This is a genomic window from Janthinobacterium sp. 1L-D-8-B-C4 (assembly GCF_057291295.1).
The window spans coordinates 92,326-115,475 of the sequence record NZ_JBXAVX010000001.1; the positions used below are offsets into that span (position 1 = coordinate 92,326).

Annotated in this window: 19 protein-coding genes and 1 pseudogene; 10 read left to right on the forward strand and 10 right to left on the reverse strand. The window is 63.3% G+C overall.

Annotated features, from left to right (window positions below):
• Positions 1–9: 9 nt before the first annotated feature.
• The 3 genes from AC0Z42_RS00460 (at position 10) to AC0Z42_RS00470 (ending at position 2,808) form a co-directional block, all read left to right on the forward strand.
• Positions 10–438: a MerR family transcriptional regulator gene (locus tag AC0Z42_RS00460; RefSeq protein ID WP_485466267.1), complete on the forward strand. Its 429-nt coding sequence runs from the start codon at positions 10–12 to the stop codon at positions 436–438.
• Between the two features lie 189 nt (positions 439–627).
• Entirely contained in the window at positions 628–1,260 is a 633-nt protein-coding gene (locus AC0Z42_RS00465) for a response regulator (protein ID WP_485466268.1), read from the forward strand.
• Positions 1,261–1,404: 144 nt separating this feature from the next.
• On the forward strand, positions 1,405–2,808 hold the full coding sequence (locus AC0Z42_RS00470) for a sensor histidine kinase (RefSeq protein ID WP_485466269.1): 1,404 nt from the start codon (positions 1,405–1,407) through the stop codon (positions 2,806–2,808).
• A gap of 81 nt (positions 2,809–2,889) precedes the next feature.
• On the opposite strand, the gene AC0Z42_RS00475 is transcribed toward AC0Z42_RS00470, so the two are convergent.
• Complete coding sequence (locus AC0Z42_RS00475; RefSeq protein WP_065309213.1) at positions 2,890–3,699, reverse strand: Crp/Fnr family transcriptional regulator; 810 nt, start codon at positions 3,697–3,699, stop codon at positions 2,890–2,892.
• Between the two features lie 394 nt (positions 3,700–4,093).
• Between AC0Z42_RS00475 and AC0Z42_RS00480 the strand changes: the two genes are divergently transcribed.
• Entirely contained in the window at positions 4,094–5,782 is a 1,689-nt protein-coding gene (locus AC0Z42_RS00480; RefSeq protein WP_485466760.1) for a peptide chain release factor 3, read from the forward strand.
• 19 nt (positions 5,783–5,801) lie between these two features.
• On the opposite strand, the gene AC0Z42_RS00485 is transcribed toward AC0Z42_RS00480, so the two are convergent.
• Complete coding sequence (locus AC0Z42_RS00485) at positions 5,802–7,697, reverse strand: putative bifunctional diguanylate cyclase/phosphodiesterase (protein WP_485466270.1); 1,896 nt, start codon at positions 7,695–7,697, stop codon at positions 5,802–5,804.
• Positions 7,698–8,082: 385 nt separating this feature from the next.
• Between AC0Z42_RS00485 and rnk the strand changes: the two genes are divergently transcribed.
• Positions 8,083–8,490, forward strand: coding sequence for a nucleoside diphosphate kinase regulator (gene rnk / locus AC0Z42_RS00490; protein WP_485466271.1), 408 nt, complete (start codon positions 8,083–8,085; stop codon positions 8,488–8,490).
• A 6-nt stretch (positions 8,491–8,496) separates the two neighbouring features.
• On the opposite strand, the gene AC0Z42_RS00495 is transcribed toward rnk, so the two are convergent.
• The 3 genes from AC0Z42_RS00495 to AC0Z42_RS00505 all read right to left on the reverse strand — a co-directional run bounded on the left by AC0Z42_RS00495 (position 8,497) and on the right by AC0Z42_RS00505 (position 10,781).
• Entirely contained in the window at positions 8,497–9,525 is a 1,029-nt protein-coding gene (locus AC0Z42_RS00495; RefSeq protein WP_485466272.1) for a transporter, read from the reverse strand.
• A gap of 114 nt (positions 9,526–9,639) precedes the next feature.
• Positions 9,640–10,347, reverse strand: coding sequence for a YXWGXW repeat-containing protein (locus AC0Z42_RS00500; RefSeq protein ID WP_485466273.1), 708 nt, complete (start codon positions 10,345–10,347; stop codon positions 9,640–9,642).
• A 182-nt stretch (positions 10,348–10,529) separates the two neighbouring features.
• On the reverse strand, positions 10,530–10,781 hold the full coding sequence (locus tag AC0Z42_RS00505) for a hypothetical protein (RefSeq protein ID WP_485466274.1): 252 nt from the start codon (positions 10,779–10,781) through the stop codon (positions 10,530–10,532).
• Positions 10,782–11,100: 319 nt separating this feature from the next.
• Between AC0Z42_RS00505 and AC0Z42_RS00510 the strand changes: the two genes are divergently transcribed.
• The 4 genes from AC0Z42_RS00510 to AC0Z42_RS00525 all read left to right on the forward strand — a co-directional run bounded on the left by AC0Z42_RS00510 (position 11,101) and on the right by AC0Z42_RS00525 (position 17,121).
• Complete coding sequence (locus AC0Z42_RS00510) at positions 11,101–13,401, forward strand: coiled-coil domain-containing protein (RefSeq protein ID WP_485466275.1); 2,301 nt, start codon at positions 11,101–11,103, stop codon at positions 13,399–13,401.
• A gap of 19 nt (positions 13,402–13,420) precedes the next feature.
• Positions 13,421–15,751, forward strand: a complete 2,331-nt coding sequence (locus AC0Z42_RS00515) for an SUMF1/EgtB/PvdO family nonheme iron enzyme (protein ID WP_485466276.1) — start codon at positions 13,421–13,423, stop codon at positions 15,749–15,751.
• 78 nt (positions 15,752–15,829) lie between these two features.
• On the forward strand, positions 15,830–16,228 hold the full coding sequence (locus AC0Z42_RS00520; RefSeq protein ID WP_485466277.1) for an OsmC family protein: 399 nt from the start codon (positions 15,830–15,832) through the stop codon (positions 16,226–16,228).
• Positions 16,225–17,121, forward strand: coding sequence for a pirin family protein (locus tag AC0Z42_RS00525; RefSeq protein ID WP_485466278.1), 897 nt, complete (start codon positions 16,225–16,227; stop codon positions 17,119–17,121). The genes AC0Z42_RS00520 and AC0Z42_RS00525 overlap by 4 nt, the downstream gene beginning before the upstream one ends.
• 37 nt (positions 17,122–17,158) lie before the next feature.
• On the opposite strand, the gene AC0Z42_RS00530 is transcribed toward AC0Z42_RS00525, so the two are convergent.
• From AC0Z42_RS00530 to AC0Z42_RS00545, 4 genes are all read right to left on the reverse strand, one after another.
• Entirely contained in the window at positions 17,159–17,308 is a 150-nt protein-coding gene (locus AC0Z42_RS00530) for a DUF2474 domain-containing protein (RefSeq protein WP_485466279.1), read from the reverse strand.
• Positions 17,308–18,315: a cytochrome d ubiquinol oxidase subunit II gene (gene cydB / locus AC0Z42_RS00535; RefSeq protein WP_485466280.1), complete on the reverse strand. Its 1,008-nt coding sequence runs from the start codon at positions 18,313–18,315 to the stop codon at positions 17,308–17,310. The genes AC0Z42_RS00530 and cydB overlap by 1 nt, the downstream gene beginning before the upstream one ends.
• Before the next feature lie 2 nt (positions 18,316–18,317).
• Entirely contained in the window at positions 18,318–19,892 is a 1,575-nt protein-coding gene (locus AC0Z42_RS00540; protein WP_485466281.1) for a cytochrome ubiquinol oxidase subunit I, read from the reverse strand.
• Positions 19,893–20,057: 165 nt separating this feature from the next.
• Complete coding sequence (locus tag AC0Z42_RS00545) at positions 20,058–20,309, reverse strand: hypothetical protein (RefSeq protein WP_485466282.1); 252 nt, start codon at positions 20,307–20,309, stop codon at positions 20,058–20,060.
• A gap of 8 nt (positions 20,310–20,317) precedes the next feature.
• Between AC0Z42_RS00545 and AC0Z42_RS00550 the strand changes: the two are divergent.
• Positions 20,318–20,554, forward strand: a pseudogene (locus AC0Z42_RS00550) (pirin-like C-terminal cupin domain-containing protein); the annotation flags it as partial.
• 138 nt (positions 20,555–20,692) lie between these two features.
• Here the strand turns inward: AC0Z42_RS00550 and AC0Z42_RS00555 are convergent.
• Positions 20,693–23,122 carry a TonB-dependent siderophore receptor gene (locus tag AC0Z42_RS00555; RefSeq protein ID WP_485466283.1) on the reverse strand — a complete coding sequence of 810 codons (2,430 nt, stop codon included), beginning with the start codon at positions 23,120–23,122 and terminating at the stop codon, positions 20,693–20,695.
• Positions 23,123–23,150: the final 28 nt, after the last annotated feature.

The window sequence follows — 23,150 nt, forward strand, 5'->3', positions numbered from 1 at the left end:
TGAATGGCGATGAACGAGCGCATCAGTAAGACCGAGTTGATCGCCTTGCCGCCGATACCGGCCAAGCGCTATTTCACGATCGGCGAGGTGAGCGAGCTGTGCGGCGTCAAGCCCCACGTGCTGCGTTACTGGGAGCAGGAGTTCTCCCAGCTCAAGCCCGTGAAACGGCGAGGCAACCGCCGCTATTACCAGCACCACGAGGTGCTGCTGATACGGCGCATCCGCGAACTGCTGTACGAGCAGGGCTTTACCATCAGTGGCGCCCGCAACAAGCTCGACAGCCGTGGCGGTCTGCATGCGGCACCCGCCATCGATATCGAGACCGGCACCGGCCCCGCGCTGGAGGCAGCGCCAGCGGCGCCCCAGCAAGCACCGCTGGACCGCGACTGGGTACGCGGCGAATTATTTGCCATACTCGCCTTGCTAAAACAGGAATAGCACCAATATGGTTCGGGTTGTTTGATAACGCTGTTTTTTTGACTAAAATGGTGTTGCGCACGCCTTGTAAGGTGCGCCGTGCGCATTTTACATATAATGCTCTAGTTGCGTTTTTGTTAGTGACGCTGAACCGGTGCTAATGTAAGCACCGGTAGTCTTTCCCAAGCCAGGAAAATTTAAGGGGAAACAATGATACGCGTTGCCATTTGTGATGATCACCAAATAGTACGAGCCGGATTCAAGCAGATTTTTTCATCGTCTGACGATTTTAATGTGGTGGCGGAAGCCGGTACCGGGCGTGAAGCGCTCGATATCGCCCGCCGCGAAATATGTGATGTGCTGCTGCTCGATATCGCCATGCCCGACCAGAGCGGCATCGATACCTTGCGCACGATTCGCCAGGGCCAGCCGGATTTGCCGGTGCTGATACTGAGCGGCTATCCGGCCCAGCAGTATGCGCTGAACCTGTTCAAGATGGGCGCCAATGGCTACCTGAACAAGGAATGCGAAGCCGACGAACTGATGACGGCCGTGCGCACTGTCTACCAGGGGCGGCGCTATGTCAGCTCGACCGTGGGAGAATTGCTGGCGCAGTCGTTTGACCGCGACACCAATGCAGCCCTGCACACGGAGCTGTCGGACCGCGAGTTCCAGGTCTTCCTGCGCCTGGCGCGCGGCGCCACCGTCTCCGATATCGGCGTGGCGCTGTCGCTGAGCATCAAGACGGTCAGTACCTACCGTACCCGCATCATGGAAAAGATGGGCTTGCAATCGAATAGCGACCTCACGTATTACGCCATGAAAAACAATTTATTGGATTAAGCAGAAGGTGCGGCCATCGCAGCATGGCCGTCCAGTTCGCCTGCCGACCAGATAACGTGCGGGGCGGCACTTTGTAGCGGGGTTATAATTGGCCGGCGCTGGCGTTCTCTGCCGCGCTGAACCTTGCCAAGGATGCACACCAGGATGTATTTCACCGTCGAACCGGCGCCGTATCATCGCCTGCCTCTGTACAAGACCATCCTGTGTGTCACCTGCGCCTTGTTGCTGGTGCTCAATGGCTTCAGCCTGTCCCACAATCTCGACACGCTCAAGAGCACCAACACCTTGCTGACCCAAAGCGCCAGGGTGGCCGACCGCCTGCAATACCTGAATGTGCTGGTGCTCGATGCGGAAAGCAGCTTGCGCGGCTATTTCATTTCCGACGCCGATACCTATCTGGGGCCGTCGCGCACCGCTACTGCCGAAATCGACAATGAATTGAAGGGCCTGGAAATGCTGCTGCAGGGCAGTCCCAGCCAGCTGAAAAACCTGGCCCAGCTCAAGACCTTGATACGCCGCAAGATGGCTACCCTCAACGAGACCATCAACGTCTACAAGCAGGGCGGCCTGGCCGATATCGTCAATATCGCCAGGGTCAGCGACGAGCGCGCCACCATGGATGAAATCCGGCTGCAGGTGGTGATCATGGTGCGCGAACAGAATGAAGCGCTGGCGGCAGGCAGCGCCGCCTTCTACCGTGAATACCAGAAAGCCGTGTTGCTGGGCATCGGCATCAACGGCCTGGCGATCCTGGTGCTGATCATGTTTTACCAGCTGGTGCGGCGCAGCTTCCAGAACCGCGCGGCGGTCGAGTTCGCACTGAAAAACGCCAATGACACGCTGGAGTCGACGGTTGCCAAGCGCACCGAACAGCTATCGGTGCTGTCGCGTCATTTGATCAGCGTCAATGAAGTGGAAAAAGCGCGCCTGGCGCGCGAATTGCACGATGAGCTGGGCGCCAACCTGACTTCGATCAGCATGGACTTGGGCGCGGTTACCCAGCAACTGGCGCATAGCCACCCCGAACTGGCGGCGCAACTGCGCCACGCCAAGTCTACCTTGCTTGAAACGGTGGAGCTCAAGCGCCGTATCGTCGAAGACTTGCGCCCCAGCCTGCTGGACAACCTGGGCCTGTGCGCCGCCATCGAAAGCTATTGCGAGGATTTTGCGCGCATGAGTTCGGTGCGCTGCGATACCGACGTCGCCATCCATATCGACAACCGCGAAGCGACCCTGACGATTGCGCTGTTTCGCATCGTGCAGGAGTCGCTGACCAATATCCTGAAGTACGCCAAAGCCGCCACGGTCAGCGTCAGCCTGAAGCGCAATGAGACGGGACTGGTGCTGCGCGTGCTTGATGATGGTATCGGCATTACCGAAGATGCGCTGCAAAAGCCGATGTCGCACGGCTTGCTGGGGATGCGCGAACGGGCCCTGCTGCTCGGTGGCAGCCTGACCGTCAAGCCGGGCCCGCAGGGCAAGGGCACCTGCGTCGAGGCGCTGATACCGCTGCCCTTGACGCCGGAACCGGACGAGATCGAAGCGTGATTTTCAAAGCTGATTCTGCAAAAGAAAATGGCCGGGCATGCAAGCATGTCCGGCCATTTTTGTAACGGGTGGCGACTTGGATCAGCAGCGCGCGACGTCGCGCAGCAGGCGGTCGTATTCGGTCTTGGCAACCTTGTAGCATTCGCCGGCGTAGTCTTCCAGGCCAGCGCGGTCCAGCACCGTGATATTGCCGCGGCGATAGTGGATCAGGCCTTCATCCTGCAGCTTGCCGGCGGCGGCCGTGATGCTTTCGCGGCGCACGCCCAGCATGATGGAGATCAGTTCCTGGGTCACTTTCAATTCGTTCGATGGCGAGCGGTCCAGGCGGTCCAGCAGCCAGCGGCACAGCTTCTGTTCGATCGAGCTGTGACGGCCGCCAACCGCGTTCTGCGCCATCTGGGCGAACAGGGCATTGGTGTAGCGCATCAGCAGCTGGGGCAGGGCACCGCCCTGGTTGAAGGCTTCACGCAGGCTTTGCGTTTTCAGGCGGTAGCCGTAGCCGGCGCTTTGCACGACTGCGGTGCACATGGCGCGTTCGCCGGCCACCAGCGACACGCCGACCACGCCTTCATGACCTACCACGGCGATCTCGGTGGTGGCGCCGTCTTCCATTACGTACAGCAGGGAAACGATGGCAGTGGTCGGGAAGTAGGTGTATTCGAGGCAGTTGCCGTAGGCGTACAGCTCTTTGCCGAAAGGCAGTTCCACCAGTTCCAGGTGTTCGAACAGCGATTCTAGCGCGGCGCGTGGCAGGGCGCCCAGCAGCTCATTTTGTTGCGCGCTGCTCAGGCTGATCCGCGACCCAAGCTTGATCTCGCGTCCGGCCGCAGGCATGGCGTGTGGCAGCATCTGGTTTTTCTGGACCGGGGCGTTCAGTTGAGTGTGGTTCATATTCTTCCTCGCAGGCTTTTTACATCGGAATGCGTCTGGCAAGACCGGGTGGTTATTTTTTCCACCGTGCAGTGCAGATCGCGATGTAGCTACTTTAAGGGCGTATGTAATTGGCGAACATAAGATTAGCAGTCGCCACTTTGTAGTCTCAATTGAGGTGGCTTTGTAGTCCCAGTCCTACGGCCGTTCTGTTGACATTCATTCTTGCGACATCGCGCACGATTTTGTGCTACCTCTGGCAGTTAATTAACCCTGTGCAATATCTACCGCAGCTGACCCGGCTGGCCGTTCACTTGGTTGCTGATGATGCCCCCGAGTGGAACAGTTCACACGGAAGGGCGTTCCTTCTGTAAAATCGAGGGTTTTTTGCGAGGGCCATATCATGGTCACCAATATGGCCAACGAGAACGACATCAACACCCCCGATTCCAGCGACATTCAGGACGGCGCAGAGCCATCCGCAGCAGCGGCAACCGGCAGCAAGGCGCCGGCCGTGATCGCGCGTGAAGTGCAGCGCCGCCGCACTTTCGGCATTATTTCCCACCCCGATGCCGGTAAAACCACGCTGACCGAAAAACTGCTGCTGTTCTCGGGCGCGATCCAGATGGCCGGTACCGTGAAAGCGCGCAAATCGGGCCGCCATGCAACGTCCGACTGGATGGAAATCGAAAAGCAGCGCGGCATTTCCGTCGCATCGTCGGTGATGCAGTTCGAGTTCCGCGACCACGTGGTCAACCTGCTCGACACGCCGGGCCACCAGGACTTTTCGGAAGACACTTACCGCGTGCTGACGGCGGTCGATTCGGCGCTGATGGTGATCGATGCGGCCAAGGGCGTGGAAGCGCAGACGATCAAGCTGCTGGCCGTGTGCCGCATGCGCAATACGCCGATCGTCACCTTCATGAACAAGATGGACCGCGAGACGCGCGATCCGCTCGACCTGCTCGACGAACTCGAATCAGTGCTGAAGATCCAGTGCGCGCCCGTCACCTGGCCGATCGGCATGGGCAAGAACTTCCGCGGCGTGTACCACCTGCTGAACGACGAGATCATGCTGTTCAAGGCCGGCGAAGAAAAGGCCGACGGCGCCTTCGAGATCATCAAGGGCATCGACAATCCGCGCCTGCAGGAGATGTTCCCGCTCGAAATGGACCAGCTGCGCATGGAAGTCGAATTGGTGCATGGCGCCTCGAATCCGTTCAACCTGGAAGAGTTCCTGTCCGGCGTGCAGACGCCGGTGTTCTTTGGTTCGGCCATCAACAACTTCGGCGTGCGCGAAATTCTCTCGGCGCTGGTCGACTGGGCGCCGGCGCCGCGCGAGCGCGATGCCACCGTGCGTTCGGTGGCCCCGGCCGAGCAGCCATTTACCGGCTTCGTGTTCAAGATCCAGGCCAATATGGACCCGGCCCACCGCGACCGCATCGCCTTTTTGCGTGTGTGTTCGGGACGCTTCGAGCGCGGCATGAAGGTCAAGCACTTGCGCCTGGGCCGCGAGATCAAGGTGTCGAACGTGGTGACCTTCATGGCCTCCTCGCGCGAGCAGGTGGAAGAAGCGTACGCCGGCGACATCATCGGCCTGCCGAACCACGGCAACATGCAGATCGGCGACAGTTTTTCGGAAGGCGAGCTGCTGACCTTTACCGGCATTCCCTATTTTGCACCGGACTTCTTCCGCTCGGTGCGGATCCGCAATCCGCTGAAGATCAAGCAGTTGCACAAGGGCCTGCAACAGCTGGGCGAAGAGGGCGCGGTACAGGTCTTCAAGCCGGTGCAGGGTGGCGAGCTGGTACTGGGCGCGGTCGGCGTGCTGCAGTTCGAAGTGGTAGCCAGCCGTTTGCTCAACGAATATGGCGTCGACGCCGTGTTCGAAGGCACCAGCATCAGCAGCGCGCGCTGGGTCAGCTGCGACGACAAGCGCATCTTGCAGGATTTCGAGAATGCGCTCGGTCACAACGTGGCCTACGACGCGGCCGGCAACATGGCTTACCTGGCCACCTCGGGCGTCAATTTGCGCCTGACGGAAGAGCGCTGGCCCAAGCTGAAATTCCACGCCACGCGCGAGCATTCGGCCAAGCTGGCCTGATGCCCGGTGCTGCGGGCCTTCAGGCCTGCAGTACCAGCGCCCGGCTGGTCCAGTCGCGCCGCTCGAGCAGCACGGCCGTCAGCTGCGCCGCCGTCATCGGACGGGCAAAGTAAAAGCCCTGCACGTTGTCGCAGCCGGCGCGGCGCAGGAACTCCACCTGCTGCGGCGTTTCCACGCCTTCGGCCACCACTTTCAACTTCAGGCTGTGCGCCATTGCGATGATGGCCGTGACGATCGCTTCGCCTTCGCCGGGCAGGTCGTGCACGAAGCTGCGGTCGATCTTCAGCTGGTCGATCGGCAAGCGCTTCAGATACGACATCGACGAGTAGCCGGTGCCGAAATCGTCGATCGACAGGTGGATGCCGGCCTCCTGCAGGCGCCGCATCAGCTCCAGGTTGGCCGGCACGTCGTCCATCATCACGCCTTCCGTGATTTCCAGTTCCAGCAAGCCGCGCGGCAGCTGCGTTTCGTGCAGGATGGCGCGGATGTCGTCCATCAGGCCCGGCTCGCGCACCTGGCTGGCCGACAGGTTGACGGCCACGTGTTCCAGGGAATCGAGCAGGCCCGCCTTGCACCAGGTGGCAGCCTGGCGGCAGGCAGTGTGCAGCACCCAGCGCCCCAGTTCGACGATCACGCCGCTTTCCTCGGCCACGGGAATGAATTCGGCCGGGCTCATCGGCCCCATCTCGCGGCAGTCCCAGCGCAGCAGTGCTTCAACGCCGACGATGCGCCCGCTGCGCAAATCGATCTGCGGCTGGTAGTGCAGATACAGTTCCTGCTCCTGCAGCGCGCGGCGCAGGTTGGCTTCCATGCGCAGGCGGCGCTGGGCGCGCAGTTCCATTTCCGCCTTGAACACGGCGTAGCGGTTCTTGCCCTGGTGCTTGGCGTGATACATGGCCGTGTCGGCATTGCGCGTGAGGGTCGCCACGTCGCGCGCATCGAACGGGTACAGGCTGACGCCGATACTGGCGCTGACATGCAGTTGGTGGCCTTCGAGCGCGAATGGTGCGGCCAGCACGGCCAGGATCTTGCGCGCCACGCAGGCCATTTCGGAAGCTTCATCGGCCGGCTCGACGATGACCACGAATTCGTCGCCGCCAATGCGGCAGATGACATCGGTAATGCGCAGCACCGCCGCCAGGCGCTGGGCGACCAGCTTGAGCAGATGATCGCCGCAATGGTGGCCCAGGGTGTCGTTGACGATCTTGAAATTGTCCAAGTCCAGCAGCAGCAGGCCCACGCTGCTGTCCTGGCGGTCGGCGCGCGCCAGCGCATAGGCCATCGCCTCGTTGAATTCATGCCGGTTCGGCAGTTCGGTGACGGAATCGACGTGCGCCAGGTAATGCAGATGATTTTCCGCCTGCTGCGCGGCGCGGCGCGTGCGGCGCACCATCAGCACGGTGACGCAAAAGGCAAACAGGCTGACCAGCGCCGTCCAGGCTGCGGACTGTATCAGGCTGCCGTACAGCGGCGCCAGGCTCGAACGCAGCAGCAGCGCGCCGCCGCCAGGCAGCCGCGCCAGCAGCGTGGCCTTGCCTTCATGCCATGCGAAGTGCATGCCTTGCGGTGGAGCGTCGGGCGCGCTGTCGCGGGCGCTCCTGGCAAAACGGGCAAAGGGCAGTCCTTGTGGGCCGTAGGCCAGCGCCTGCTCGATGGCCGGTGCGGCTGCCAGTGGCGCGAGCAACTGTTCGGCCGCCAGGCGGTCGCCGCGGCGCATGGCCTCGGCCACAGGCGTGGCCAGCATCGCCGCATGGACCTCCAGAGTGCGTGCGAGCGCGGCGCGCAGCGCATAAAACTGGAACAGCACCAGCATCACGCTGGTACACAGCAGCAGGGCCGTGGCGGCCAGCAGGTTGAACCTGGCCACGCGGTCGCCACGCATTTTTGCCGATGGCAGCACCGGGCTTGCCATCATATTGGCATTCATCCCTGGCGGCCTCATGCGTCGCTCCATGTCATTCTGCCTTGCCCCGCCATGCTTCATGATCCATTAATAAAGAATGGCAAATTTTAATCCTTTATGCCCGTCTATGTGTATTTTGTTCTGGAGGCTGATTTTCACGACGCTATTTTAAAATCTGGAGCAACACAAAATTCCTGTTGGTAACGGTATATTCTCTCTGGACGGGTGATTTTTTATTGTTATTTCGTGGTAACTCTTTGATTTGAATAAATTTTAACGGGAATCGACGAACGCTCTGGCCTGCACTGGAAAGTTCGTCCATAATCGCGCTGATAATGGAGGCCTTTGTTGCCGCTTCAAGCCGGCTGCCACCTTTATATTCATCAGCGAGGATATCTTGGAAAAAAAACCGAAAATCATTTTGTCGTCACAGGACTTGGAGCGACTGGAAACATTGTTGTATGCATTGGGAAATAACTTGTCGCCCGACAAGGCCGCCTTGCTGGAGGAGCTCGGCCGTGCCGACGTGCTCGAACCGCAGGAAATTCCAGCCACCGTGGTGACCATGAATTCGACCGTGCGCTTCACCGTCGAGAGCAAGGAAGAGTTTCGCCTGACCCTGGTCTACCCGAAAGACGTCGATGGCCAGCCTGACCGCATCTCGGTGCTGGCGCCGGTCGGCAGCGCGCTGCTGGGATTGTCGGTCGGCGACAGCATGGCCTGGCCGATGCCGGGCGGCGTGGTGCATGTGAAAATCGAGGAATTGCTGTACCAGCCCGAGCGGGCCGGCGAGTATCACCGCTGAACGGCGTCAACTGTTCTTCTGCATCCGCATCACCAGCCATCCCGCCACCACCGTAAACGTGAGGATAATGGCAACGATGATGGCAAAGCCGTGCGGGTGCTGGGCCAGCGGAATGCCGCCCACATTCATGCCCAGCATGCCGGCGATGATATTGATCGGCAGGGCCAGCACCGTGACGATGGTCAGCACATACAGGCTGCGGCCATTTTCTTCATTCACGCGCGCCGCGATTTCCTCCTGCAGCAGCTTGATGCGCTCCTGCAGCGAGGACATGTCGCTCAGCACCACCGAAAACTCCTCGGTCGACTGGCGCAGTTCCAGGCTGTCGAGTTCCTGCACCCACGAAGGCGGGCGCTGCAGCAGGCGGAACAGCGCCGCCGGCTCCGGCGCCAGCAGGCGCTGCAGCCGTACCAGCACGCGCCGCATGGCGCCCAGGTCTTCGCGCTTGGGCACCAGGCGCCCGGCCAGCAGATGGTCTTCGATATCGTCGACCCTGGCCACCGCGCCGCGCACGATATTGACCAGCACGTCTGCCTGGTCGCGCAGCAGATGCACCAGCAATTCCACCGACGAACGTATCGGCTCATGGTTCTTGATGACGGCCTGGCGCAGCCGCTCGATCGATTGCAGCGGCGCGCGGCGCGCCGTGATCACCAGGTCCTGCGCCACGCTGGCCCACATGGTCGAAATGTCGGACGCCTCGAAGCTGAAATTGTGCACCACGTCGTTGACCACTGCGATCAGGGTATTTTCCGCCTGTTCGATGCGCGTCGAGCGCGAACCCTGGTGCAGCGTTTCATAGAATTCGTCGGCCAGGCGGGTGTGCGCATGCAGCCATTTTTCGCTGGCCGCGTGCGACAGGTTGAAATGCAGCCAGACGAATTCGTTCGGCTGGCGTGCCGCGCCCGGCGCCAGCCAGGCCAGCGCCGCATCCGAATCCAGCGCCAGCGGCTGTGAGTGGCGGCCAAACAGGAAGCCCCAGACCAGGCCCGAGGTGTCCGAGCCATAGGTAAAACCTGCAGTTTCCATCGTCATCGTGATTGTGTCCCGCGCAGATAAAATGATCGTCGCGCGAGTATGCGCCACTAACATGACCGGCATATGACAAGGCCACCGCATGCGGTGGCCTTGTCGGTTGCTAATCAAGAATCAATAGCGGCGCGGATCGTTGGGGCGGTGATCATCGCGGTTCGGCACGCCGTCCCTGTCGTTGTCCCGGCCATGATCCCGGCCCCGGCCATCGTTGTTGTCGTGGCGGTTCGGGATGCCGTCGTGGTCACGGTCGCCGTTCGGGCCACGCTGTGCCCAGCGGGCCTCTTCCATGCGCCAGCGGCCATCGCGCTGGTTCCAGGCCGGCGCCGTGTAGACGTAGCCGGGACGTTCGGCGATCCACACGCCAGGGGTCCAGTCGTAGCGCTGGGCGCGCCATTCCCAGTGGCCGGGCGCCCACACATAGCCGCGGCGTTCGCGCGGTATCGCTTCGCGCCGTGGTGGCGGCGGCGCGATGCGGATTTCGTCATAGCGCACCGGCTGCGCCACGGTGACCCAGCCGCCACGGTTCAGGCGCCAGCGGTTGTTTTCCTGTATCCATTCGGCGCGGCGGTACTGGTTGCCGCTGCGTTCGCGCAGCCATTCGCCGTTGTTCCAGACGTGGCGCTGGCCGTCCCAGTTCCAGTATCCTGGCGCCCAGACATAGCCGCGTCGTGCTTGCGGCACGCTTTCGAACCGGGGTGGGGGCGGGGCGTTGCCGACGACAATGCTGACGCCGACCTGGTTTTGCGCCATCGCTTGCGCTGGCAAGAAGGCTGCGGTGCTGATGGCCAGCATGGCTGCTGCGTAGAGTGTGATGGGTTTCATGTCCGTCTCCATTTCGGTGATTGCGTGAAATGGACTATAGCGATTTGCCGGCGGTGTTTGCGGCTTTGAATTAACTTATTACAACTGACACAATGCTGTGAGGCAGTGTATCTGGCGCCGATACAAGCGCATGGCCTGGCGCGTGCGGGAAGGCGCCAGGCTCGGTACTCGTCATGCGCCGCTCACAGGATGCTGGCGGTGGTGTTGCCGAGTTGGGTATCTGCCCGACCTTGGCGCTCTTCCAGCAGCGACAACTGCTTTTCCTGCGCAGTCATGCGCTTGGCGGTGACGGTCACCACATGCATGGTGGTGGCTGTTTGTGCAGTTTTTTCCACTGCGGCGGAGGGCGACTGCAGGAAGCTGGCATAGCTGGCCGAGCAGGCGATGGCGACGGCGACGGTAAAGATGGCTTCGAAGTTTTTCAGGGTTTTCATGATGCGTCCTTTCAGGTGGCGGGTAGGTATGGATGTACTTTAGCCAACTGGCCCGCATGCCGCCATGCACTTGCGACCAGCCGCGATTTTTGCGGCATCAACGGCAAAAAAAGCACGCTGAAATGCGTCACCGGGGCCACCGCTCGAATTGAGGGGGAAACAGGCCTGTATCCTGCCCTATGATCCTAATTGCCATGTGGCATCATTTACAACTGGGCAGAAGTGCGCGCGCGTTTGACGCGCCGCGCTGCGCTGGCGCCGCTGCTGCTAGAATCGACGTCGCAGCCTGCGCGGATCACACTATCATCAGGAGTCACACATGTTCCAATTGTTTGGTTTTGGCGGCGCCCGGTGCCCCCGTTGCGAACACAAGAATGCCGCAGCCGCAGGCTATTGCGCGCAATGCGGCCTGTCGCTCGGCACGCCTGGCAACGACGCCGTGCTGCATGCCAACCAGTGGCGCCTGGGCGACGATCAGCTGGCGCTGTTCTTTGGCGTGCGCGAGCTGTCGTCGCTGTTTGGCGGCGCCGGCAAGCGGCTGCAGGTGCCGGAACAGGCGCGCGCCTGGATCGTGCAATCGGACGCTTTCACCTTGATACCAGCTGGCGAGTATGACAGCGCCGCCTTTTTTGCGCGCCTGCCGCAGCTGCTGCCGGCGCGTCCGGCCGAAGTGCTGATCGCGCGCGCCGCGCCGCTTTCGCTGACCTTCGAGCTGCCGGCACTGGCCAGCACCGAGCAGCTGCAGATCGCCGCCACCTTCCAGGTCGATATCGCGCTGGGCCAGCCCGACGCTTTCGCGCGCCAGTTCATGCGCGCGCCGGGCGCTGTCACCCTGGCCCATCTGCATGCTTTGCTGCTGCCCTCGGTGCGCCAGATCGCGCTGGAATTTACCGGCAGCCGCGCGCTGCGCGAGATGGACGCCAACGCCGACCTGCGGCCGCAGTTCAACGAGCGCCTGCAGTCCTCGCTGACGCAGCGCCTGGCGCCATCTGGCCTGGCGGTGGCGCGCGTGGAAACGCTGGCCCTGCGCCACGACAAGCTGGCCGTCGACGACACCTGCATCGGCACCTTGTGGCTGGGCGGCCAGCAGGCGCCTGCTGGCGAGGACGCGCTTGAACGCAGCCGCCGGCTCGACCAGCTGTACGATGAAGAGGAACTGCAGCGCATCGCCCGCGAAGCGCTGACACTGCGCCATGCGCAGAAGCGCCTGGAGTTGCAGCAGGACGCCAAGCTAGGACAGGCCGAGCTGGCGCACCAGGAAGCGGAGCGCCTGCAAGCGCTGCGCGGGCGCCAGATCGACCTGTATGGACGCATCCTGGAAGCGAAATCGCAGCGCCAGGCGCTCGACCATGGCGCCGCCGTCGCGCTGCAGGAATTGAAGCAGGAGCTGGCGAAAAAGGGCGCCAGCCATGCCGATGAAGCGGCCGAATGGCAGCATCTGCGCGCGCTGGCGGCCATCAAGATGCGCAGCGAGCTGGAACTGTCGCAACTGGATGGGCGCGAACAGCTGCAGCTGGCGCAGCAGCGTTTCACGCACCAGGTGCACTTGCAGGCGATTGCGCAGCAGGTGGAAAGCGCACTGCTGATCGACGACGAGGCGGGCCGCCGCGCACAGCTGGCGCGCCTGCACAAGACCGAACAGGATGCGGCCCAGCGCGAAGCGCAGCTGGAAGCGGAGCAGCACAAGGCGGCCTGGCAGGGCGCCGTGCTGGCCACCGCCGCGCGCAAGCGCGAAGCCGAACGGGTGCAGGAATGGGAAGACCAGATGCAGCTGGCGCGCCAGCGCGAACTGCTGCGCGCCGAAGCGCACAAGGACGAGGCGGCGCAGGTACAGGCTGCTGAAATCGCCGAAAAAGTGGCCGTGCTGCGCCGTGGCGGCGCGCGCGAAGACGCTATTGCGCAGCAGGAAAAACTGCTGCGCACCATCGAGGCCGACGGCGTGCACGCGCGCCAGTTGCAGCAGCAATCGCACCAGGCGCAGCTCGACGCGCTGGCGATCGAAGAGCAGCGCCAGCAGCTGCGCCAGCTGGAACAGGAAGCGCAGTGGCAGCGCGATTTGCTGGCCATGGCGCAGCAGCGCGAACACGATTATGCACGCTGGAAGAACGACTACGAAGCGCTGGTGACGCAGCAGGCGCATGCGGCCGAACTGGCGCGCATCGATATCGACCGTATCGAAAAGATCGGCACCCTGAGCGACACCGGCAAGGTGGCGATGGCGGCCGGGCCGAACGCTGCCGTGCTGGCGCAGGTGCTCAAAACCCAGCTGCAGGCCGGCATGAGCGCTGAACAACTGCACGCGCTGGCGGCCCTGGCGGCGGCCGAGAACAGCATCGCGCCAGCGGACGCGATGCGCATGGCGCAAGACGGCGTGGCGCAGGAGCGCGCCTACCTGGAAGCGCAGGCCGAGCGCGAACGGCGCCAGCAGCTCGACCTGATCGCCTTGCAGAACGCGGCGCACGGCCATGGCCTGTCGGCGCAGGCCCAGCTGGGCGTGGCGGTGGCGCAGGCGGTTGCCGGCACGGCGCCGGCGCGCTGCTGCAGCAATGGCCATATGCAGCGGGCGGGCCACCCGGAAGACAAATTCTGCGCCACCTGCGGCGTGGCACTGCAGCCTTGACGGAAGCCTTGTACGCCAGATGATGCAAAAAGCACGAGACAAACTGCGAGAGCTGCGCGCCCTGCACGACGACGGGCTGCTCAGCGAGCAGGAATTCGAGCGTCGCAAGAACGCCATTCTCGACGCCGAATACGCGCCGCCGGGCGCCACGCCGGCGCCCGTCACGCTGCCGGTGCGCCAGGGCACGGAGCTGGGCTTCATGACGGGCCAGGAAATCGGCCCGCAAAACCGCCGTTACCGCCTTGAGCGACTGATCGGCACCGGTGGCATGGGCCAAGTATGGCAGGCAACCGACCTGGCCACGCATGCCGAACTGGGCAGCAGCGAAATGGTGGCGCTGAAAATCCTGCCGCCGCAGCTGACGCAAAGCGCCACCCACGCCCGGCTGCTGATCGAAGAAGCAACGCAGGCGCGCAAACTGGCGCATGAAAACATCGTGCGCGTGTATGAATGGGCGCAGGACCCGGCCACGGCGAGCTACTTCATCATCATGGAATGCCTCGATGGCGAAGACCTGGAACACTATCTTGGCCGCCAGGGGCCGCTGCCGCTGGCGGCGGTGCAGGAACTGCTGCAGCCGGTGGCCGACGCGCTGTCGTATGCGTGGGAAAAGCACAAGCTGGTGCACCGCGATATCAAGCCGGGCAATGTCTTTTTGACCAGCAAGGGCGACATCAAGCTGCTTGACTATGGCATCGCTTCGCGCGTGCGCAATGCCGGCAGCAGCCTGGGGCTGGAGACGCCGAATGCGGGCACGGAAGGCTATCGCGCGCCCGAGGCGGGCGCCCATCAGCGCCAGCCCAGTCCGCGCCTGGACGTGTATGCGGTGGCGGTAATGATCTACCAGATGCTCGAAGGACGCATGCCGTTCGACGGCGTGCGCACGGCCGAGCAACTGCCCTCGGCCCCGCCAGCGCTGAAGGCGGCGCAATGGCAGGTGCTGCAGAACGGTTTTTCGATGACGCCGGAACTGCGCCCGCAATCGGTGCTGGCCTTGCTGGAGATGCTGGAACGGGCGGCCGGGCCGTCGCCCGAAGAACTGGCCGAACAGGCGCGCCAGGAACGCGCGCGCGCGGTCGCGCGGCAAAAGCAGGCGGCGCTGGACGCCGAACAGGCGAAGGAAGAAGCGCGCCGGCGCGAGGAGGAACAGGAACAGCGGCGCCGCGCCGAAGCGCAGGCGGCGGCGCTGGAAAAGCAGCGCCAGGACAAGTTGCGCCGCGAGCAGGAGGCGCAGCGCCAGTTCGAGGCCGAGGAGGCGCGCAAGCTGCGCAAGGAAGCGCTGCGCGGCCAGTTGCGCGCACGGCGCGAAGCCGATGCCGCCACTGCCTTGCAGGAGCACCAGCAACTGCAGCGCAAGGCGATCCAGGCGAAAGCCGAAGCAGCTTACCGCGCCGAGCAGGAACGGGCGCGCAAGGAGGAAGCCAGCCGCGCGGCTGCCCCGGCGCCGGTGACCGCTCCAAAAGCCGAGCCACAAACTGAGCCACAAACCGGGCCACAAGCCGAGGCGCAGACGCCGGCCCCGGTGGCTGTGCCAACCGGCCTGCTGCGCGACGATTTTCTTGACGGCTCGGGCCAGGGGCCGGAGCTGGTGTGCCTGCCCAGCGGCCGTTTCCAGATGGGCGCCAGCGAAGAGGAACACAAGGCGGCCTTGCAGGCCGGCTCGCAACAGGGCTGGCTGGAGCGCGAAAAGCCGCAGCACTGGGTCGGCATCGAGCGCAGTTTTGCGCTGGCGCTGCACCCGGTCAGCGTGGGCGAGTGGCGCGCCTTTGTAAAGGCGACCGGCTGGGAACGGGCCGGCGCCGAAACCGACTGGGACAATCCCGGCTTCGTGCAGAACGAGCAGCATCCGGTGGTCGGCGTGAGCTGGAAAGACGCGCAGCTGTACCTGGCCTGGCTCAGCGAAAAAACCGGCCAGGTGTATCGCCTGCCGAGCGAAGCGGAATGGGAGTACGCCTGCCGCGCCGGCACCCGCACCGCCTTCAACGTCGGCGACACCATCACCACCGAGCAGGCCAATTACGACGGCTTATATGTGTACAACGGCGGCGCGCGCGGCCAGTACCGGGGCGGCACCAGCGCCAGGAATACCTTCGCGCCGAATGCCTGGGGCCTGTTCGACATGCACGGCAATGTGTGGGAGTGGGTGCAGGACATCGTGCACGACAACTACGACGGCGCGCCATGCGACGGCAGCGCCTGGGAAGACGGCGGCGACACCAGCCGGCGCATCCTGCGCGGCGGCTCCTGGCTGTATCACCCGCGCTATCTGCGCTCGGCCATTCGCAACGGCTTTTCGATCGTGCTGTCGAACGATATCGTTGGCTTCCGGGTGGCGCGCCAGCTCGCGTGAAACCATGCCATCAGGCAAGCTGCGCTACGGACGTAAACGGTGTAAATTGTGGCTTTCCCAAACGCTGCAAGGAACGCCATGACCATCAAAGCCATCCGTGACCAGTCGCAACCCATGCGCCATATCGTGCATGTGCGCGACCACATCATTTCCGCCGACGGTTCGGTGGCCGAAGGCGGCGGCGATTCCGGGCCATCGCCGCACGACCTGTACGACGCTGCGCTGTCGGCCTGCAAGGCGCTGACGGTGGTCTGGTACGCAAAACACAAAGGTATTCCGCTGGAAAACGTCGAAGTGTCGACCGAGCGCGACGCCAGCGAAGAGCGCAAGGGCGTGTATCGCCTGGCGGTCAGCCTGCACCTGACGGGCGACTTGAGTGAAGCCCAGCGCGAGGAACTGCTGGGCGCGGCCGCCAAGTGCCCGATCCACAAGCTGATGACTGCCGTCACCACCGAAATCACCACGGTGCTGGCATGAGCGCGGCGATCCTGAAAAGCCACGAAAAAGACCTGGGCGGCGGCTTCGTGGTGCGCCGTTTGCTGCCTTCCAGCGTCAAGCAGACGGTCGGTCCGTTTATCTTTTTCGATCATTTCGGCCCGATCGACGTCGCGCCCGAGGCCAACCACGACGTGCGCCCGCATCCGCATATCGGCCTGGCCACCGTCACCTATCTGTTCGAAGGCGCGATGGACCACCGCGACAGCATCGGCTCATGCCAGCGCATCGAGCCGGGCGCCATCAACTGGATGACGGCCGGGCGCGGCATCGTCCATTCCGAGCGTACGCCATCGGACCTGTCTGGCCAGCCGCACCGCACCCACGGCCTGCAGTTGTGGGCCGCGCTGCCGAAGGCCAACGAGGAAGACGAGCCGAGTTTCACGCATACGCCGCAAGCCGATATCCCGGTGGTAACGCTCGACGGCGCGGTGGTGAAAGTGTTGATCGGCACCGCCTTTGGCCAGACGTCGCCGGTGCGCACCTACATGCAAACGCTGTACCTCGATGTCGCGCTGCAGGCTGGTCATGAACTGCGGTTTGAAGACTTGCCGGCCGAAGCGGCGATCTATCCGATCAGTGGCACGCTGCTGGTCGATGGCGTGGCCATGGCGCCGCACACCATGGCGCTGCTGGCGGAAGGCGCGCCGCCGGTGGTGAAGGCGGATGGCGGCGCGGTGCAGTTCGTGGTGATCGGCGGCGAGCCGCTCGACGGTCCGCGTTTCATTTTCTGGAACTTCGTTTCGTCGAGCAAGGAGCGCCTGGCGCAGGCGGGCGAGGACTGGAGCGCGCAGCGCATGGGCCAGGTGCCAGGCGAGACGGAATTCATCCCGCTGCCCAAGCCGCCGGTACGCCCGGCGCCGCAATTCCTGTAGTTTCAATGCGTTAAAAGCGTGCGCGTCTTGCAAGGGCCTAATGTGCCATGCCGATGCCGCTCATGATGAGACGCAAGGCGCCGGCTGCCAGCCCCAGGGCCAGCACGCTGGCGGCCCAGATCAGCAGCAGCCAGCCGATACGGCGCATCCACGACAACGGCTTGGCGTTATTTTCGGATTCTTTCATCAGTGATAGGCCTCGCCTTCAAGGACCTTGCCGCGGAAGACATAGTACGACCAGGCCGTATAGCCAAGAATGCACGGAATGATCAGCAGCGCGCCGACCAGCGCAAAACCCTGGCTTTGCGGTGGTGCGGAAGCGTCCCAGATGGTGATGCCAGGCATGATGATGTTGGGCCACAAGCTTATGCCAAGGCCGCTGAACCCCAGGAATACCAGGCACAGTGTCAGCACGAAGGGTGCGGCATGCGCACCGCCGCCCAGTGAGCGCAGCAGCGCACGTGTCACCAGCACGACCAGCACTGGCACCGGGGCCAGCCAGAACAGGTTTGGCAGGCTGAACCAGCGCTCGGCAATCGATTGATGGGTCAATGGCGTCCACACACTGAGCACCGCCAAGATCAGCAGCACCAGCCAGGTAAGCGGCCGCGCCAGCTTGAGCATGCCTTGCTGCAACGGGCCATCGGTTTTCAGGATCAGCCAGGTGCAGCCCAGCAGCGCATAGGCCAGGACCAGACTGACGCCACAAAACACTGAAAATGGCGTCAGCCAGTCGACTGGCCCGCCGCTGAAGGCGCGTCCCGTGACTTTGATGCCCTCAAGAAAGGCGCCCAGCGTGATGCCCTGGAAGAACGCTGCGCTGGTCGAGCCAAGAATGAACGCATGGTCCCAGAACGGACGGTGGCGCTCGTCGGCCTTGAATCGGAACTCGAACGCGACGCCGCGAAATATCAGGCCCAGCAGCATGAAGATGAGCGGCAGGCACAGCGCGCTGAGAATGACCGCGTAGGCCATCGGGAACGCAGCCAACAAGCCGGCGCCGCCCAGCACCAGCCAGGTTTCATTGCCATCCCAGACCGGCGCAACCGTATTCATCATAACGTCGCGCTCGCTTTTGGCCGGGTGGAAGGGGAACAGGATGCCGATGCCAAGATCGAACCCATCCATGATCACATACATCATGATGCCGAAAAGAATGATGATGGCCCAGATGACCGCCAGATCGATGCCCATGTCTATGCTCCTTTTTCAGGTTGGCGGGCCGCTGTTTCCGCAGTCGTGGCGGCCGACATCGGGCGCATTTGCTGGCGTGCGCTACCGGGCCCGCCACTGGCCGGGTGGTGTGCGGCGGCGGGCGCCGGATCGTCGCGCATCAGGCGCAGCATGTACAGGATGCCGGCGGAAAAGACCAGCGCATACACCAGCACGAACAGCAGCAAAGTGATCGATAACTCCAGCACGCCATGTGGCGTGGCCGCATCGGCAGTACGCATCAGACCGTACACCACCCACGGCTGGCGACCGATTTCCGTGGTGTACCAGCCGGCCAGGATGGCGATTACGCCGGTCGGACCCATGAGCAAGGCGAAGCGATGCAACCAGCGTGCGCTATACAGGCGGCCGCGCCAGTGCGTCACGGCCGCCAGCACGGCGAGCGTGATCATCAACAGTCCCAGGCCGACCATGATGCGGAAGGTCCAGAAGACGATCAGCGAATTGGGCCGGTCTTCGCGCGGAAATGATTTAAGGCCTGCAAATTGGCCGTTCCAGCTATGGGTCAGGATCAGGCTGCCCAGATGCGGGATGTTGACGGCATAGTCGGTGCGCTCGGTTTCCATGTTGGGCAGGCCGAACAGGGTCAGCGGCACGCCGCTGTCCGCGCTGTCATTTTCCCAGTGTCCTTCGATGGCGGCGATCTTGGCTGGCTGGTGCTTGAGCGTGTTGACGCCATGCATGTCGCCGAGAAATGCCTGCAGAGGCGCGATGACCAGCAGCATGCCGAGCGCCATGCCGAACATCTTGCGGACATGGCTGCTGTCGCGGCCGCGCAACAGATGCCAGGCGCCGGTGGCCGCCACCATCAGCGCGGTGGCGACAAAGGCCGCCACGCCCATGTGTGCCAGGCGGAATGGAAACGAGGGATTGAAGATCACCGCCAGCCAATCGGTGGGCACTACGCGGCCATCGACGATGGCGTAACCGGCCGGTGTATGCATCCAGCTGTTCGATGCGAGTATCCAGGTGGCCGACATCAGTGTGCCGAGGGCAACCATGATGCTGGCAAACATGTGCAGGCCGGGTCCGACGCGATTCCAGCCGAACAGCATCACGCCCAGAAAACCCGCTTCCAGGAAAAACGCAGTCAGCACTTCGTAGGCCAGCAGCGGACCGGTGATGCTGCCGGCGAAATCGGAGAAGAAACTCCAGTTGGTGCCAAACTGGTAGGCCATGACCAGGCCGGAGACCACTCCCATGCCGAAATTGACTGAAAATATCCTGATCCAGTAGTGATAGAGATCGCGGTAAACGGCGTTTCCGGTACGCAGCCAGCATCCTTCCAGGACCACCAGAAAGCTCGCCAGGCCGATGGTAATGGCAGGAAAAATGATATGGAACGAAATGGTGAAACCAAATTGTATGCGGGCCAGTAGCAGGGCGGTGCTGTCCATGAATTCATGCTCCGGATGAAGGCGCTGCCGGTCCTTGCTTGTTGTCGTTGTGCCAAAGAAGGCGGCTTGTCGCCAGGCAGTAGAAAACACTTCCAATGTTGACTGAGTGATCGCGCCGGTAATCTCTTCATATGGCTTCATGAAGCAACGTATATGACGTTGAGAGAAAGGCAATCAGCAGTATAGTCAGTGCGACCTTGTGGCACCGTAGCGGCGCGCCTGCTTATTGTTCCAGCACAAACGAGGTATCGATTTTTTGACACGCAGGTTGTCGCCTGGCTGCGCGGCAATGCCGCGCGCCTGATATCACGGCTGGCTGTGTCCAAACCGCCAGTCGTGCAGCCACTGCAGCATGCCGTCCCAGGCGGCAACCAACCAGTCAGTCGACCACAGCGGCCAGCCTTGTATAAACGCTGCGGCGCGCCGCAAATGAAGCCCGTCGAAAAACACATGGTCGGCCACGATGGTGGCGGCCAGCCAGGCGGCGCCGATGACGATCAGGTCGTGGCGGCCGCTCTTCCACCAGCGCAGCGAGTGGCGGCGGATAATCCACGGCATGCCCAGCCGTGGCGCTGCAGGCTGGCCAGGCGTTGCGCCTGGACGGTTTGCCGGCCGAGGCGGCGATCTACCCGATCAGTGGCACGCTGCTGGTTGACGGCGTGGCGATGGCGCCGCATACCATGGCCTTGCTCGATTCGGGCGCCGCGCCACTGGTGACGGCAGGCGAGGGCGGCGGCGCGGTGCAGTTCGTGGTGATCGGCGGCGAGCGGCTCGACGGTCCGCGTTTCATTTTCTGGAACTTCGTTTCGTCGAGCAAGGAGCGCCTGGCGCAGGCGGGCGAGGACTGGAGCGCGCAGCGCATGGGCCAGGTGCCGGGCGAGACGGAATTCATCCCGCTGCCCAAGCCGCCGGCCAGGCCGGCGCCGCAGTTTCTGCAGGTCTTAAAAGCGGGCGCGCAAGGTCAGGCTGGCCTTGCGCGGCTCGCCATAGAAATTGCCCCAGGCGGGCGCACCGACCGTCTGGTAGTAGCGCTTGTCGAGCGCATTTGTCACGCTCAGGGAAGCGGTCCAGTTGCGGTCGATCTGATAGGCGGCGCGCGCGCTCCACAGCGCATATGCGCCTTGCGCCACCGTGATGCCCTGCGTGACGCGCGAGCTTTCGGTCTGGAAGTTCACGCCGCCGCCCACGCTCCACGCCGCCAATGTCCCCGGCAAACGATAGTCGCTCCACGCGCGCAGCATATGGCGCGGCGAGTAGGTGCTGGCAAACATCACGCCGGCGCTGGATGTCTGCTCCAGGTACTTGAAATTGTTCAGCGTGTAGCCGGCGAACAGCTGCCAGCCGCGCGCCACTTCACCGCTGATCTCCGCGTCCACGCCTTCGCTGCGCACCTTGCCGGTGGAGAAATAGCATTCCGTGCCGCTGGAGCAGGTATTGACCAGGTCCAGTTCTGCGCGGTTGCGCTGCTCGATGCGGAACACGGCCAGCGACGCATTGACCTTGCCGTCGAACAGTTCACCCTTGACGCCCGCTTCCAGGTTGCGGCCCTTGAGCGGGTCGAGCAGTGCGCCATCGGCCGTGCGCTGGTTCTGCGGCTGGAAGATGTCGGACACGCTGGCGTAGCCGGACCAGCGAGCGTCGAATGCGTAGATCAAGCCGCCATACGGCGTGAGCACGCCGTTTTCCTTGTACGGATCGATATATACTTCGCCCGTGTCGCGATACACGCTGCTCGATTTGTAGTTCGACACGCGCGCGCCCAGCACCACCGTCAGCGGATCAGTCACGCTCAATCGCGCCACGCCATACGCGCCCGACTGGCGCATGGTGGTGATGCTGGGGTCGCCCCGGTAGCTGTTGGCGCGGAACCAGGCGTCGCTGGGCTCGGCCACGCCGTGCTCGGGTTGCAGGGCGCTGTTGGGCCGCTGCAGCAGGGCCAGGCTGAAGTCGCTGTCGCTTTCCAGGCGGTTGGTACTGGCGCCCACGCTGAAACCATGGCGGCGGCCGAAGGCATTGAATTTGCCGTCGAGCGAAATATCGACGCCCTTGTTGGTGGTGCCGTAGTCGAACACGCCGCCATACATCATCATGCCGGCCAGGGTGGCGCGGTCGAGTGCGCCCTGGCTGAACATGTATTTCACGTCGTGCCGCTCGCGCGTGCCGTTGGCCGTAATTTTCATTACCCAGTCGGCGTCGAAGCGGTGCTCGAATTCAGCGAAGACGGCGCTCTGGCGGCTGTCCCAATGGTTCCAGTCGGCACCGAGGTAGGTGTTGCGCGGCAGGTGAGGGTCGCCGCCGTCGCGGTAGCGCGGCATGCCCGAAAAGAAAGGCGTCGAGCGCAGTTTCTCGACGCTGGCGCCGGTGGTCAGCTTGCTGCCGGGCGCCAGGTCGAATTCCAGCACGCCGTACAGCACGTCGGTGCGGCTGTCGGCGACGTCATAAAAATAGTCGCGCTGGTCGTGCGCGGCCACCACGCGGCCGCGGATGCTGCCCGACTCGTTCAGGGGGCCGGTGGCGTCGACTTCGCCGCGCAGCGCGTTCCAGCGCCCACCCGTCAGCGCCAGTTGTACCTGCTTTTCCGCCAGCGGGCGCTTGCGCACCATATTGATGGCGGCGCCGGGCGAACCCGTGCCCTGCAGCAGGCCGGTGGCGCCACGCACCACTTCCACCCGGTCCAGCACCGCCGTATTGCTGGTAAAGCTGTTCGCCTGCGGGTAGTACATGGCGCGGTTGACGCCGTCGAACTGGTAGGTTTCGACCATGAAGCCGCGCGAATACACATAGCGTCCGCCCATCGGGCTGTCATACATGGTAATGCCGGTGGTATTGGCCAGCACGGCGTCGATGGTGGTCAGGTTCTGGTCGTCCATCTTCTGGCGCGTGATGACGCTGACCGACTGCGGAATTTCGCGCAGGGTCTGCACACCCTTGCCGACGGTGACGGCGCGCGCCGCATAAGAATTGCCGTGTTCGCTGACGGGATCGCGTTCCTGGCTGGCGCTGATGGTCACCGGCGCCATGGTTTTCTCGGCGCCCGCCTGCGGCGCGATGGCCGCCTGGCGCAGCACATAGCCGCCATTGGCCAGTTGTACCGCTTCCAGGCCGCTGCCGGCCAGCAGCAGGGCAAAGCCTTGCGCCACGCTGTAGGCGCCGTGCACGCCGGGCGAGCGCAGGCCGCGCGTTTGCGCCGGGGCGGTCGACAGGCTGACATTGGCGGCCACGGCAAAGTCGTTCAGGGCGCTCGACAGCGGGCCGGCGGCAATCGCGTAGCTGGCGCTGGCCGGCTGGCTTTGCGCCAGCGCCGGCAGGGCGGTCAGGGCGGCGGAGACAGCGCAACTGATGGCGAGCAGGGTGGGAGTGTTCAGTTTCATGCTTGAGCTTTCTGTCTTTACGTTCAAG